Source organism: Burkholderia sp. MSh2, assembly GCF_000731655.1.
Taxonomy (GTDB): domain Bacteria; phylum Pseudomonadota; class Gammaproteobacteria; order Burkholderiales; family Burkholderiaceae; genus Burkholderia; species Burkholderia paludis.
In genome coordinates this window covers 83,252-96,532 of sequence record NZ_JPGM01000040.1, presented here as the reverse complement: position 1 = coordinate 96,532, position 13,281 = coordinate 83,252, and the positions used below count along the sequence as shown (strand labels likewise).

The 13,281-nt window shown below is 65.9% G+C and carries 11 protein-coding genes, 1 rRNA gene and 1 pseudogene; 8 read left to right on the top strand and 5 right to left on the bottom strand.

What is annotated here, in order from left to right; translation table 11 throughout:
• Window positions 1-20 precede the first annotated feature (20 nt).
• From rrf to GQ57_RS24740, 3 genes are all read left to right on the top strand, one after another.
• Window positions 21-133: ribosomal RNA gene (rrf, locus tag GQ57_RS24750) — 5S ribosomal RNA — on the top strand.
• A gap of 134 nt (window positions 134-267) precedes the next feature.
• Window positions 268-543, top strand: a complete 276-nt coding sequence (locus tag GQ57_RS24745; RefSeq protein ID WP_034199305.1) for a hypothetical protein — start codon at window positions 268-270, stop codon at window positions 541-543.
• Window positions 544-772: 229 nt separating this feature from the next.
• The gene (locus GQ57_RS24740) at window positions 773-2,197 is read left to right on the top strand and encodes a DHA2 family efflux MFS transporter permease subunit (RefSeq protein ID WP_034199304.1); all 1,425 of its coding nucleotides are present in this window, start codon (window positions 773-775) and stop codon (window positions 2,195-2,197) included.
• 254 nt (window positions 2,198-2,451) lie between these two features.
• On the opposite strand, the gene GQ57_RS24735 is transcribed toward GQ57_RS24740, so the two are convergent.
• The 3 genes from GQ57_RS24735 to GQ57_RS43430 form a co-directional block, all read right to left on the bottom strand.
• Complete coding sequence (locus GQ57_RS24735; protein WP_034199303.1) at window positions 2,452-3,195, bottom strand: 2OG-Fe(II) oxygenase; 744 nt, start codon at window positions 3,193-3,195, stop codon at window positions 2,452-2,454.
• A gap of 435 nt (window positions 3,196-3,630) precedes the next feature.
• Window positions 3,631-5,223 carry an inorganic phosphate transporter gene (locus GQ57_RS24730; RefSeq protein WP_034199302.1) on the bottom strand — a complete coding sequence of 531 codons (1,593 nt, stop codon included), beginning with the start codon at window positions 5,221-5,223 and terminating at the stop codon, window positions 3,631-3,633.
• 184 nt (window positions 5,224-5,407) lie between these two features.
• Window positions 5,408-5,962, bottom strand: a complete 555-nt coding sequence (locus GQ57_RS43430) for a histidine phosphatase family protein (protein WP_200880669.1) — start codon at window positions 5,960-5,962, stop codon at window positions 5,408-5,410.
• A gap of 487 nt (window positions 5,963-6,449) precedes the next feature.
• Between GQ57_RS43430 and metE the strand changes: the two genes are divergently transcribed.
• From metE to GQ57_RS44420, 4 genes and pseudogenes are all read left to right on the top strand, one after another.
• The gene (gene metE / locus GQ57_RS24720; protein ID WP_031403437.1) at window positions 6,450-8,744 is read left to right on the top strand and encodes a 5-methyltetrahydropteroyltriglutamate--homocysteine S-methyltransferase; all 2,295 of its coding nucleotides are present in this window, start codon (window positions 6,450-6,452) and stop codon (window positions 8,742-8,744) included.
• Window positions 8,745-8,874: 130 nt separating this feature from the next.
• The gene (locus GQ57_RS24715) at window positions 8,875-9,090 is read left to right on the top strand and encodes a hypothetical protein (RefSeq protein ID WP_034199301.1); all 216 of its coding nucleotides are present in this window, start codon (window positions 8,875-8,877) and stop codon (window positions 9,088-9,090) included.
• Window positions 9,091-9,122: 32 nt separating this feature from the next.
• The gene (locus tag GQ57_RS43425; protein ID WP_152603346.1) at window positions 9,123-9,389 is read left to right on the top strand and encodes a hypothetical protein; all 267 of its coding nucleotides are present in this window, start codon (window positions 9,123-9,125) and stop codon (window positions 9,387-9,389) included.
• A pseudogene (locus GQ57_RS44420) lies at window positions 9,386-9,501 on the top strand (epoxyqueuosine reductase QueH); the annotation flags it as partial. The gene GQ57_RS43425 and the pseudogene GQ57_RS44420, both read left to right, overlap by 4 nt.
• A gap of 297 nt (window positions 9,502-9,798) precedes the next feature.
• On the opposite strand, the gene GQ57_RS24705 reads toward GQ57_RS44420, so the two are convergent.
• A complete protein-coding gene (locus GQ57_RS24705; RefSeq protein WP_034199299.1) occupies window positions 9,799-11,124 on the bottom strand; it encodes an MFS transporter in 1,326 nt (441 codons plus the stop codon).
• A gap of 59 nt (window positions 11,125-11,183) precedes the next feature.
• Window positions 11,184-12,140 carry an agmatinase gene (gene speB, locus GQ57_RS24700; protein ID WP_031403441.1) on the bottom strand — a complete coding sequence of 319 codons (957 nt, stop codon included), beginning with the start codon at window positions 12,138-12,140 and terminating at the stop codon, window positions 11,184-11,186.
• Between the two features lie 138 nt (window positions 12,141-12,278).
• Between speB and GQ57_RS24695 the strand changes: the two genes are divergently transcribed.
• Window positions 12,279-13,190 (top strand): LysR family transcriptional regulator, encoded by a 912-nt coding sequence (locus tag GQ57_RS24695; RefSeq protein ID WP_031403442.1) that lies wholly within the window; start codon window positions 12,279-12,281, stop codon window positions 13,188-13,190.
• Window positions 13,191-13,281 lie beyond the last annotated feature (91 nt).

The following is a 13,281-nucleotide window of genomic DNA, read 5'->3' as shown; positions in this document are numbered from 1 at the left end:
CAGCGCAACAACCCTCTTTGCCTGATGACCATAGCGAGTCGGTCCCACCCCTTCCCATCCCGAACAGGACCGTGAAACGACTCTACGCCGATGATAGTGCGGATTCCCGTGTGAAAGTAGGTAATCGTCAGGCTCCCTAAGCCAGAAACCCCCGCCCAAAAGGCGGGGGTTTTTGCATTTCAGCGCCGAAAAGGCATCAATCCAGGGTGCACTTCCTGCTGTCGTTCCTTTCTTCGCGCCGACAAACCGTTTATCGAGCCCAGCCTGATGAAGAAACTCGTGCCGCTTCTGCTTTGCTTCTCGTTGCTGGGCTGCGCGGCCCAGCAGGAAACGAACTGCGTTCATGCACCGTTCCATGCCAAATTCCAGGACGCGGATGGTGATGTCGGCCCGTTTGCCAACATGAAGTTCTCGTTGATCCGCGTATCCGATGGTGCCGTCGTCTACCAGGGAACAACGGACGAGCAGGGGCGTGCCGAATGGGCCAACGCGTGCCGCGGCGAACAGTACCAGCTTCGTCAGGACGGCCTGTTGGGCGAATAACGCCGGCAACGTGCGCGATCATCGCCGATATTCACGTGAACACACGCGGTTCTGTTTCGATCGCCGCATGTCGACGCTGTCGCATCAGATCGAATCTATGCGCATAAAGTAATTTCAGTTCCTCGAGTGCGCAGAGCAGAGTGCGAGCGCTTCGGGGTAATATCGCCACTTGTCCCGGCCGCGCGCAAGCAGGCGGCCGGGGTCTTCGGCCCCCGTTCCAGAACCGTTCATGACTGACAGCCCCGCCCAAGGTGGTCGGACGACCGACTTCTTGCCGTATCTCGTCGCCGCAACGTTCTTCATGGAGTACCTCGACACGACCGTGATCGCGACCGCGCTGCCGCAAATGGCGCACTCGTTCGGCGTCGGGCCGAATGCGTTGAGCCTCGGGATGACGGCCTACATGCTCGCGCTTGCGGTGTTCATTCCGATCAGCGGCTGGATTGCCGACCGCTATGGATCCCGCACGGTGTTCGCCAGTGCCATCGTCGTGTTTACCGGTGCATCGGTGCTGTGCGGGTTGTCCGAGGGCGTGCTGACATTCACTGCCGCACGCCTGCTGCAAGGCGTCGGTGGGGCGATGATGGTGCCCGTCGGGCGAATGATCGTGGTGCGCAGCACCGAGAAGGCCAAGCTGATGCGGGCGATCGCGACGATCACGTGGCCGGGCATCGTCGCGCCCGTCGTCGGGCCGCCGATCGGCGGTTTCATCACGACCTATGCATCATGGCGATGGATCTTCCTGCTGAACGTCCCGTTCGGCATCGCCGCGCTGATCTGTACCTGGCTGATCGTCCGGAACACGCGGGCCGACGAGCAACGGCCGCTCGACTGGGGCGGCTTCGTGCTCGCCGGTGGCGCGCTGACCTGTCTGCTGATCGGCACCGAAGCGGCCGGCCAGCAGGACGTCCACTTTACGCGCGCGGCCATCCTGCTGGGGGCGAGCGTGATGTTCGGCATTGCCGCCTGGTTGCATGCTCAACGTTGTGCCCATCCGCTGCTCGATTTCACGACCTTGAAAGTGCCGACGTTTTCGGTCACGGTGATCACCGGCTCGGTCACGCGGATGGCGATCAACGCCGTGCCGTACCTGCTGCCGCTGCTGTTCCAGATCGGCTTCGGGCTGTCGCCGTTCCAGTCGGGCCTGCTGCTGCTCGCGAGCGCGGTCGGCAATCTCGGGATGAAGGCGGGGACGTCGTGGATTCTCGACCGCTTCGGCTTCCGGCGGGTCGCGCTCGTCGACGTGACGATTGCCGGTCTTTGCACGATAGCGTGCGGCTGGCTGAGCGCATCGACGCCGTTGGCGATTACGCTGTTGGTCGTATTCGTCTACGGGCTGACGCGGTCGATGCAGTTCACGACGCTTGCGACGCTGGCCTATGCGGACATTCCGGCCCAGCAGACGAGCGCGGCCAGCACGCTGTGGAGCGCGGCGCAGCAGATGACGATCGGGATGGGGATCGCGTTCGGTGCGTTGTCGCTGCGACTCGCGGCGCTGGTGCGAGGCGATTCGGTCGGCATGCACTATGTACTCGACGATTTCCGCTGGGCGTTCGTCGCGGCAGGCGTGCTGGCGTTGCTGACGTTGCCGGGCTACGCCCGACTTGCCGCCAATGCGGGCGACCGTCTGCGGGCGAATATGGCGCGAGGGTAAGCCGGGCCTCCAGGCGCCTGACGGTTGCGATTCGCGAGCGCCCTTTGCTACCGATTCGCCCGAATCGCCGAGCCGTCGTAGCGACGGCAGCCCGACGGGTAGCGCAAGCAGTCTCTCGTCGCGATAGACGGGTGAACCGGTCGCGACGAATCCCGAGCGGCAACGCGAAAACGGCGCCTCAGGCGAATCGTGTTTCGTGCGAGCCCATCCGCGCGACGCGAGATGCGACCGCGCCATATGCATCCCGCGTGCCGTCACTGCGCGTCGTGAAAGATGATGCCGACCGTGTGGCGGCGGCCGCTCAGGATCCGGCTCACGCCGTGGCGCAGATTGACGCGATAGACACCGCGCGTTCCCGTTACCGGCCTGCCATGCACGGCGAAGATGACCGCGTCGCCTTGCGTCAGCGGTACCACTTCCGCACGCGACTGCATGCGCGGCCGCTGTTCCGTCAGCACGAACTCGCCGCCCGTGAAATCATGACCCGGTGCCGACAGCAGGATCGCGACCTGGAGCGGAAAGACGTGCTCGCCATACAGGTCCTGATGGAGACAGTTGTAATCGTCGGGACCGTATTGCAGGATCAGCGGCGTCGGTCTCGTCTGCCCCGCGGCGTGGCAGCGGTCGAGGAACGTCGCGTGGTTGGCCGGATAGCGGACGTCGATTCCGAGCGCCTGGTTCCAGCGATTCGCGATCGGCGCGAGATGAGGGTAGAGCGTGGCGCGCAGCTCGGCGACGACTGCCGGCAGCGGGTAGGCGAAATACTTGTACTCGCCGCGTCCGAACCCGTGTCGCGCCATCACGACGCGCGAACGATAGAGCGCATCGTGCGGATAGAGCGATGCGAGCGCCGCGCACCCGGTCGCGGGTAGCAGGCCCGGCACGCGCGCACATCCGTAGCGATCGAGATCGGCGTCGACGGTTGGCCAGTCGATCGCGTCGACGCGTAGTGCGATGTCCGGCGATTCGACGGCAGGTTGCAGGTCGGCAATGTTCACGGGCGTACCTCGGTTCGTCGGCAATGTGACGCCGCACGGAATGCCCGGGGGCATCGCGTACGGCTGAATTCACGATGGAAGTTGACGAACCCAGTCTAATGACGTCCGCATACCGGCGCGCTCCAGATCTTGCGTTCCAATTCGGAACAGGAGGGGAGGGAAAGCGTGCGATGCCGCGTGATCGTAGCGAACTCGCCGAAGCCGGGGAGCGGGAAGCGGAGAGCGGAGAGCGGAGAGCGGAGAGCGGAGAGCGGAGAGCGGAGAGCGGAGAGCGGAGAGCGGAGAGCGGAGAGCGGAAAGCGGAAAGCGGAAAGCGGAAAGCGGAAAGCAGGCAAGCAGGACAGCAGGACAGCAGGACAGCAGGACAGCAGGACCGCGCCGTTCGAACCATGCACGTAGAGCGGCCGGCTTCTCCGGCCGCTCTACGGACGCCGGTCAGGCTATCGACCGGAACAGCCAGTAGAGACCGCCTGCGAGCACGATCGACGCCGGCAGCGTCAGCACCCATGCGAGTACGAGGCTGCGCACCGTGCTCCATTGCAACCCGGACCCGTTCGCCGCCATCGTGCCTGCCACACCCGACGACAGCACGTGTGTCGTCGACACGGGCAACCCGTACACGTCGGCGGCGCCGATCGTGAGCATCGCGACGAGTTCGGCCGATGCGCCCTGTCCGTACGTCAGATGCTGCTTGCCGATTTTCTCGCCGACGGTCACGACGATCCGCTTCCAGCCGACCATCGTGCCGAGGCCCAGTGCGATCGCGACCGCGACCTTCACCCACGTCGGAATGAACTTGGTCGCGTGATCGAGCTGCTTGCGATAGTTGTCGATCGCGAGCTTGTCGTCGGCGGCGAACGCGGGCTGACCGGATTTCTCGATCAGGCGAATCGCTTCGGACACCAGATACATCGTGTTGCGCACGTTGTCGACATCGCGCTGGGGCACGGCCGCCATCGAGCCCGACTCGCCCACCGCACTCGCGAGCGACGCGGACAACTGCTGCACGGCCGGCAGTACGGCCGGCGTCAGTTCACGACGCTGCACGTAGTGTTCGACGTCGGCCCGCGGGTTCGCGGACGGTGCGACGCCGTTCGTATACTTTCCGAACGTCGCGGCCGCCTGGTTCGCGACCGCGACGAAGGTCTGCGTTTCGGCCGGCGTGACGGCCTTGTTCAGCGCATACGCGGTCGGCACCGTGCCGATCAGGATCAGCATGATGAGGCCCATCCCTTTCTGCCCGTCGTTCGACCCGTGCGCGAACGACACGCCCGTACAGGTCAGGATCAGCAGACAGCGAATCCAGAACGGCGGCGGCTGATCCTTCGGCGGCTCCTTGTACAGCTCGGGAATCCGCACGAGCGCTTTCAGCACGAGCAGCAGCAGCGCCGCGCACAGGAAGCCGACGATCGGCGAGAACAGCAGCGACTTGCCGACGCCGAGCGCCTGACCCCAGTCGACGCCGCTCGTACCGGACGGCCCGTGCATCATCTGGTTCATCAGTCCAACGCCGATGATCGAGCCGATCAGCGTATGCGAACTCGACGACGGCAACCCGAAGTACCAGGTCGCGAGGTTCCACACGATCGCGGCGATCAGCAGCGCGAACACCATCGCGAAGCCGGCGCCGCTGCCGACCTGCAGGATCAGTTCGACCGGCAGCAGTTGCAGGATGCCGAACGCGACGGCGCCGCTCGAGATCATCACGCCGAGGAAGTTCCACATGCCGGACCAGATCACCGCGACGTTCGGTGTCAGCGAGTGCGTATAGATCACGGTGGCAACCGCGTTCGCGGTGTCGTGGAAGCCGTTGACGAATTCGAAGCCGAGCGCGATCAGCAGCGCGAAGCCGAGCATCAGGTACGCGAACAGCGAGCCGCTGTGGACTGGCGACAGATCGTCGATCAGGTGCGTGGCGATATAGACGGCGCCGATCGCAAGTACCAGCAGGAAGACGGCGTAACCGAGCTGTTTGGTACGTTCGACGGAGCCGGAACTGCCCGGAGCAGAGGAAGCAGGTTGATTCATGACGGTGTCTCGCAGGGGAACCGCGTCCGATCCTAGCTTCGGCCAGCAGTCAGTTTGATGACAATCGGGATGACGAACGGTATGTCTTACAGCCACGTAAGGCAGGCGGCGCCACAGGGTCGTGGCGCGATACGCCGGCATGCATCATGGTTTGCGCGGTGAGCGCGGCGTCGCATGCATGAGTCTAGGCGCCAGTGTTACTCCGAACGTCGTCATGGATCAATGTCCAGCCGTGTGGCGTTGCAACCAGCATCATGCAGGACAGCGGCGCGACATCGATGCGGACTGCCGCGCCGGAATCCATCCGCAGCTCGTGTGCGACGGCCGCGCGGACGATCGCCGCATGCGTGATCGCGACGATGTCGCTGCCATGCCGCAGCGCGTCCATCCATGCGCCGATGCGCCTGCTCGCGACCTGCCGGAACATGATGCCGGTCGTCTCGATCGACCCGTGCTGCCTCGGCAGGATGTCGGCGGTGTCAGGAACGGGTTGTCGATGTCGAACTGCTCGGTAGCTGATCTGGATCTCGTCGGTCAGTTGCCCGGGCGTCGCGTAGTCTGCATTCGCGAACCGGTGTGTGTTGGCCGCCACCCGCACTTGCCCGTAGTCGAACACGCGGGCCAAACGCAAGCCCGGCTTGCTCAGCGAATCGGGCGCGTCGCGAGCACGTCGATGTCGTGGCACGAACCGTGCGCCGATGCTGCCGGACTGGACGCGCGGCTTCACGTCGACGTCCACGCCGGGCCAGTGTGACGGGCAGCGCGCCACGACCTTCAGCGGCCGAAGGTCGCACGAGCGGCATTCCATCCCGTCGCGCAACGTGCCGTGCGCGCCCTTCGCTTGCTGTTTCATCCGCTCATCGACGAGCCTGAACTGCGGCGGCAGCCGGTCCGTCGGCTTCAGCAGATACAGCCCGCGCTGCGTGAAACGCAGACCGCAGCCCTCGCGATTCCGGATCGGCGGGCCGGGCTGCCGCTGGATTTTCCTGACGGTATGGCTGAGGCCGATTGCGTGAGATGCAGCGCGTTGGGGGCGGCGGTCAGCAAGCCCCGGCGCCCGGCTTTACCAATGACGACGACGTGAAATTGCTCCAGCGTGGATATCGCCCATTCAACAGATGCATGAGCGAGTTTAATGAGTGGATGAAATAATGCCATTTCATTTCATGGGTTGAAATCCCTATCATGGCTTCCGGGTCTTCAATTTTCTTCTGGACGGCAGCCACATGGTCACGACACACAACCTTGGTTTTCCGCGCATCGGCGCGAAGCGTGAACTCAAGTTTGGGCTCGAACGCTACTGGAAAGGCGAATCGTCGCGCGACGAGCTGAAGGCGCTCGGCGCCGAACTGCGTCGACGTCACTGGAACGACCAGCGCGATCTGGACTTGGCGCCGGTCGGCGATTTCGCGTTCTACGACCAGGTGCTCGACATGAGCTTCACGCTCGGCCACCTGCCGAAGCGCGTGCAGGGCTTCCACGGCGACGCGCTCGACAACTACTTCCGCGTGGCGCGCGGCCGTTCGGCGCAGTCGGCCGAGGAGCATGCGGCGTGCTGCGGCGGCGTTTCGGCCGGTGAAATGACGAAGTGGTTCGATACGAATTACCACTACATCGTGCCGGAATTCCACGCGGACACGAACTTCTCGCTCGACCCGTCGCGCCTGCTCCAGCAACTGGCGGAAGCACAGGCGCAGGGCGTGGCCGCGAAGCCGGTGATCATCGGCCCCGTCACGTACCTGTGGCTCGGCAAGACGAAGGACGATTCCGACCGGCTCGCGCTGCTGCCGAAGCTGCTGCCGGTATACGGCGCGCTGCTCGACACGCTGACCGCCCAGGGCGTCGAATGGGTGCAGATCGACGAGCCGATTCTCGTCACGGAGCTCGACGCCGAATGGCGCCAGGCATTCCGCACCGCGTACGAGGCGCTGGAAACGCGTCGCATCAAGGTGCTGCTCGCCACCTACTTCGGCCAGCTTCAGGACAACCTGACGCTCGCGAGCGCGCTGCCGGTCGACGGCCTGCACGTCGATGCGATCAACGCTCGCGACGAAGTCGACGCGCTGGTGCGCGAACTGCCGGCCGACCGCGTGCTGTCGGTGGGCGCGATCAATGGCCGCAACATCTGGAAGACGGATCTGAACGCGACACTCGCCTGGCTCGAGCCGCTCGCGAAGCAACTGGGCGAGCGCCTGTGGCTCGCGCCGTCGTGCTCGCTGCTGCACGTGCCGGTCGATCTCGCGAGCGAGGAGAAGCTCGATGCGGAGATCCGATCGTGGCTCGCGTTCGCACTGCAGAAGCTCGACGAACTGAAGGTGCTCGCGACCGCGCTGAACGAAGGCCGCGGCAAGGTGGCCGATGCGCTCGCCGCGAACGCCGCCGCGATCGAATCGCGCCGCAGGTCGCCGCGCGTAAACAACCCGGCGGTGAAAGCGGCGATCGCGCGTATCGACGCACGGCTGGGCAACCGCGTGAGCCCCTATACGCAGCGCGCGCCGAAGCAGTCGGCGCGTCTGAATCTGCCGGCCTTCCCGACGACGACGATCGGTTCGTTCCCGCAGACCGGCGAAATCCGCCAGGCGCGCAGCCAGTTCAAGGCCGGCGCGCTGGATGAAGCCGGTTACCGCAAGGCGATGCAGGCCGAGATCGAGCGCAGCGTGCGCGAACAGGAATCGCTCGAACTCGACGTGCTCGTGCATGGTGAAGCCGAGCGCAACGACATGGTCGAATACTTCGGCGAGCAGCTCGACGGCTATGCGTTCAGCCAGTACGGCTGGGTGCAGTCGTACGGTTCGCGCTGCGTGAAGCCGCCGATCCTGTTCGGCGACATCAGCCGCCCGAAGGCGATGACGGTCGAGTGGATCACGTACGCGCAGTCGCTGACGAACAAGCCGATGAAGGGCATGCTGACCGGCCCCGTGACGATCCTGAACTGGTCGTTCGTCCGCGACGACCAGCCGCGTTCGGTGTCGTGCTACCAGCTCGCGCTGGCGATCCGCGAGGAAGTGCTCGACCTCGAGAAGGCCGGCGTGCGCGTGATCCAGATCGACGAGGCCGCGCTGCGCGAAGGGCTGCCGCTGCGCCGCGCGCAGTGGGGCGAGTACCTGAAGTGGGCGGTGGAGTCGTTCCGCATCACCGCGAACGGCGTGCAGGACGATACGCAGATCCACACGCACATGTGCTATTCGGAGTTCAACGACATCATCGCGTCGATCGCCGACATGGACGCCGACGTGATCACGATCGAGACCTCGCGCTCGGACATGGAGCTGCTCGACGCGTTCGACAACTTCAAGTATCCGAACGAAATCGGGCCGGGCGTGTACGACATCCACTCGCCGAACATTCCGACGCAGGAGCACATCGTCGACCTGATGAGGAAGGCGGCCGAGAGGATTCCGGCGGAACGCCTGTGGGTGAACCCGGACTGCGGCCTGAAGACGCGCCAGTGGGCGGAAGTGATTCCCGCGCTGACGAACATGGTCGCCGCCGCGAAGACGCTGCGCAACCAGGTGCGGTAACACGCGAACGCCGCGTGCCCGCCGCCGCGATCGACGATCCGGCGACCGGCGCTGCATCGGTCGAGACCGTCCCGGGCAGACCCCGGGACGTGTCGTTTTCACTGTTCAATTCTCGAATGCCATTGCTGCCATGTTCGATCGCAACCGCTGCCTGCCCGACCGGACCGACCCGGAACCGTTCGATGCCGTCCGGCAGGAAAACCGCCGACAGGAAGACCGCATCGAGCCCATCGCGCCGGAAAACGACGCGCGCCCGGCGGTGATCGCCGCGCAGGGCGCGCTGCTCGCGAACAGGTACGCGGCTTCACGGTGCACTCGTGACATCGCGCCGGGGAGGGCAAGGTGAGCGACGCGGGGAACAAGGCGATCGAGCGGCTGTTGCAGGCGATCGCCGACGACAGTGACGATTGCGGGGCGATGTACGAAGAGATCGGTCGCGTGGTCGTGCATCGGCTGATGCACGCCGATCGCGACGCATTGCGCGCCGTTGCCGGTGCGTGGATCGCAAGCGACGAAGCCCAGGCCGCGCTGGTCGATCTGGATGTGTTTTCCCCGGATCTTGGTGCGGCGAAGGGCCGCGCGGAGCGCGCCGACGGCATGCTCCGCGACGCGGTCCGGAACGCCGTCTTCAAGGCGCCGACATGACTGCCGTGGACGGGCGCGAGCCGCTGCCGCTTCCGGGCGGCCGTCGCAGAGGGCGCTGCTGCATTCGTGCTGCGCGCCGTGTTCGGGCGAGGTGATGGAGGCGATGCTCGCTTAGGGTATCGGCTGCACGATCTTCTTCTACAACCCGAATCGGGATCGGCAAGCGGGAGACGTTTCATCAGAAGGAGTGCTACGGATATGCGGATTCGCCGCGTGATGCCAATCCGCACCGCAAGGCGGGCAATCGCGAACCGATCCGGATCGGCGTGAAGCACGACGGGGTGGATGCGCCGGACGGCGACATCGTTGTGCGGCGCGCCGGCGCCCGGCAAAAGAGACGGGCGGCCTGTCGGCCACCCCGTCTACGCGGAAACCGGGCCGGCGACGCCGCCTGCCCGGCGTGCGACACCTACGCGGTGCGCGTGCCGCGCGGCAGCGGCGCGTCGGCCTTGCCGGGTTGGCCGGCATCGTCGATGACGACGCGGCGCGAGATCAGCCACACGCACACCGACGACAGTATGGCGGCGCTCGTGTACTGGAGCGCGAGCGGCCACCATTGCGGGGCGGTGTTCTGCGCGATGACGGTCGCGACGAGCGGCGTGAGGCCGCCGGCGAGCGCGCCGCACACCTGGTAGGCGATCGAGATCGCCGTATAGCGGATCCGCGCGACGAAAATGCCGCTGACGAAGCCCGCGACCACCGCGTAGTAGCCCGATTCCGCGAGCGTCGCGAGGCCGACGCCGACCGTGATCGACAGCGGCGTGCCCAGGTGCACGAGCGGCAGCATCAGGAACGGGACGATCGCGGCCCACGCGCCGGTGATCAGCAGCACGCGCGTGGTGCCGAAGCGTTGCGCGAGGAACGCGGCCGCGAGCTGCACGACGAACTGCAGCACGGCGACGATCGTCATGCAATGCAGCACCATCGACCGGTCGAGCGACAGGAACTGCGTCGCGTAGCTGATCATGAAGATGTTGCTGAAATACACGCCGGCGATGCCGTACACGTTCGCGCCGATCGCGAGCAGCAGCAGCGGCCAGTACCTGAGCGCTTCGCGCACCGGGTTCCGTGCGGTGTTGCCGCTCTTTTTGACTTCCTCGAACTCGGGCGATTCGGACACGCTTGCGCGGATCACGAAGCCGACGATCAGCAGTACGGAACTCGCGAGGAACGGCACGCGCCAGCCCCAGCTCATCATGTCTTCCTTCGACAGCGTGCTGATCGCGCCGAACGCGAGCATCGACAGGATCAGGCCGCTCGCGCTGCCGAGCTGCGCGAACGACGCGAAGAACGTGCGCTTGCCTTCCGGCGCATGCTCGCCGGCGAGCAGCACCGCGCCGCCCCATTCGCCGCCGACCGCGATGCCCTGCAGCACCCGCATCAGCACGAGCAGGACCGGTGCGATCACGCCGGCTTGCGCATGGGTCGGCAGCAGGCCGATCGCGACCGTCGACACGGCCATCAGCATCAGCGTCGCGAGCAGCGACCGCTTGCGGCCGAAGCGGTCGCCGAGGTAGCCGAACATCACGCCGCCGAACGGCCGCGCGAAGAAGCCGACCGCGAACGAGCCGAACGAGGCGAGCAGGCTGATGAAGCGGTTTTCACCGGGAAAGAACAGCGGGCCGAACACGATGGCGGCGGCGGTCGCGTAGCTGTAGAAGTCGTACCACTCGATCGTGGTGCCGACGAACGACGCGAGCGCCGCCCGCTTGGGTTGCTTGACGGAAGTCCCCATCTTGGTATGTGCTCCTCTGGAATGCTCTGATTTGATTTGGAATGAATGGTGGCGCGGGGTCAGTCGCGGTACGCGACGCCCGGCAGCACGCACAGCAGCTCGTAGGCGAGGTTCGCGCCGAGCAGCGCCGTGGTGCCGAACGGGTCGTACGGCGGCGCGACTTCGACGAGATCGCAGCCGACGATGTTCAGCCCCTTCGCGCCGCGGATGATCTCGAGCGCCTGCGGCACCGTGAGGCCGGCGATTTCCGGCGTGCCGGTGCCCGGCGCGTAGGCCGGATCGATGCCGTCGATGTCGAAGCTGATGTAGACGGGCGTGTCGCCGACGCGTGCGCGCACTTCCTCCATCAGCGGCGCGAGCGACTTGTTCCAGCACTCCTCGGCCTGGACGACGCGGAAGCCCTGTTCGCGGCACCAGTCGAAATCCTCGGCCGCGTAGCCGGTGCCGCGCAGGCCGATCTGCGTGACCTTGTCGCCATGCAGCAGGCCTTCTTCCACCGCGCGGCGGAACGGCGTGCCGTGCGCGATCTTTTCGCCCATCATCGTGTCGTTCACGTCGGCATGTGCATCGACGTGGATCAATGCAACCTTGCCGTGCTTGCGGTGGATCGCGCGCAGGATCGGCAGCGCGATCGTATGGTCGCCGCCGAGCGTGATCGGCTTGCAGTCGTGCTCGAGGATCGCGTCGTACGCGGCCTCGATGCGCGCGATGGAGTCGTGCAGGTTGTACGGATTGATCGCGACGTCGCCGATGTCGGCGATCTGCAGCGAATCGAACGGGGCGGCGCGCGTGGCCATGTTGTACGGGCGCAGCAGCACGGATTCGGTGCGGATCTGGCGCGGGCCGAAGCGCGCGCCGGTGCGGTTGGAGGTGCCGAGATCGAACGGCACGCCGACGAAGCACGCGTCGAGGCCTTCGGCGCTCGGCACGTGCGGCAGGCGCATCATCGTCGCGATGCCGCCGCAGCGCGGCATTTCATTGCCGCCGAGCGGCTGGAAACGGGTGTGGTCGTTCATGTCGTGTCTCTTCCGATGTGGGGCGCCGTATCATGCGACGCGGCTTGGCGCACAGTTTTACGCGCTCCGCCGGGAAAGAAGAATGCGAAGATATCGACGTAAACATCGATCTTCATCGATGCATGGAAGGGGATGAGCGTGCTGGGGAATCTGTCGACCCTCGATCTGCGGTTGATCCGCGTGTTTCTCGCGGTCACGGACGCGGGCGGCGTATCGGCCGCGCAGGCCGTGCTGAACGTCGGGCAGTCGACGATCAGCGCGCAGCTGTCGTCGCTCGAGACGCGGCTCGGTTACCGGCTGTGCGAGCGCGGCCGCAGCGGCTTCCGGCTCACGCCGAAGGGCGAGCGGTTCCACGCGATGAGCCGCAAGCTGCTCGCGGCGCTCGACGAATTCGGGATGGCCGCGCGGCACATGGACCGCCAACTGGTCGGCACGCTGCACATCGGCCTGATCGGCCATACGCCGGTGAGCCAGAACGCACGGATCGCCGAGGCGATCGCGGCGTTTCGCACGCGCGACCAGGCCGTGCGCTTTTCGATCTCGGTGCGCGCGCCGGGCGATCTCGAGGAAAAGCTGCTGAGCGACGAGATCCAGGTTGCCGTGGGCTACTTCTGGCATCGCGTGCCGTCGCTGCACTACACGCCGCTGTTCATCGAACGCCAGGTCGCGTACTGCGGGCGCGGCCATCCGCTGTTCGACGGCGCCGGCGCGCTGACGCCGGCCGACGTCGCGGGATTCGAATGGGCGTGGCGCTCGTATCCGCTGCCCGAAGCGCAGATGTCGACGACGCCCGACCGCGTGACCGCGACCGCCGACAACATGGAGGCCGTCGCGCTGCTGATCCTGTCCGGCCACCACCTCGGCTATCTGCCGCAGCACTTCGCGGCACCGTACGTCGCGCAGGGGCTGCTCGCGCCGCTCAATCCGGCGCAGCTGCGCTACGACGTCACGTTCCACATGGTCGTCGCGCGCAACGGCCGCGGCAATCCGCTCGTGGAAGCCTTTCTCGAAGACCTCGAGCACGCGCACCAGCCGCCCGACGCGGCCTAGGCCGCCCGGGTTGCCGGCGCCGACAATGTGAACGAGTGTTGCGGCCGCGCGGCTCGTATGGCGTGGTCCACATCGATCCGCGTCGAAGTGA

Bases quoted from the DNA above. Each gene is read 5' to 3' on its own strand.
- GQ57_RS24745 (WP_034199305.1), top strand. From the start codon at position 268: ATGAAGAAACTCGTGCCGCTTCTGCTTTGCTTCTCGTTGCTGGGCTGC.
- GQ57_RS24740 (WP_034199304.1), top strand. From the start codon at position 773: ATGACTGACAGCCCCGCCCAAGGTGGTCGGACGACCGACTTCTTGCCG.
- GQ57_RS24730 (WP_034199302.1), bottom strand. From the start codon at position 5,223: ATGAATCAACCTGCTTCCTCTGCTCCGGGCAGTTCCGGCTCCGTCGAA.
- metE (WP_031403437.1), top strand. From the start codon at position 6,450: ATGGTCACGACACACAACCTTGGTTTTCCGCGCATCGGCGCGAAGCGT.
- GQ57_RS24715 (WP_034199301.1), top strand. From the start codon at position 8,875: ATGTTCGATCGCAACCGCTGCCTGCCCGACCGGACCGACCCGGAACCG.
- GQ57_RS24705 (WP_034199299.1), bottom strand. From the start codon at position 11,124: ATGGGGACTTCCGTCAAGCAACCCAAGCGGGCGGCGCTCGCGTCGTTC.
- speB (WP_031403441.1), bottom strand. From the start codon at position 12,140: ATGAACGACCACACCCGTTTCCAGCCGCTCGGCGGCAATGAAATGCCG.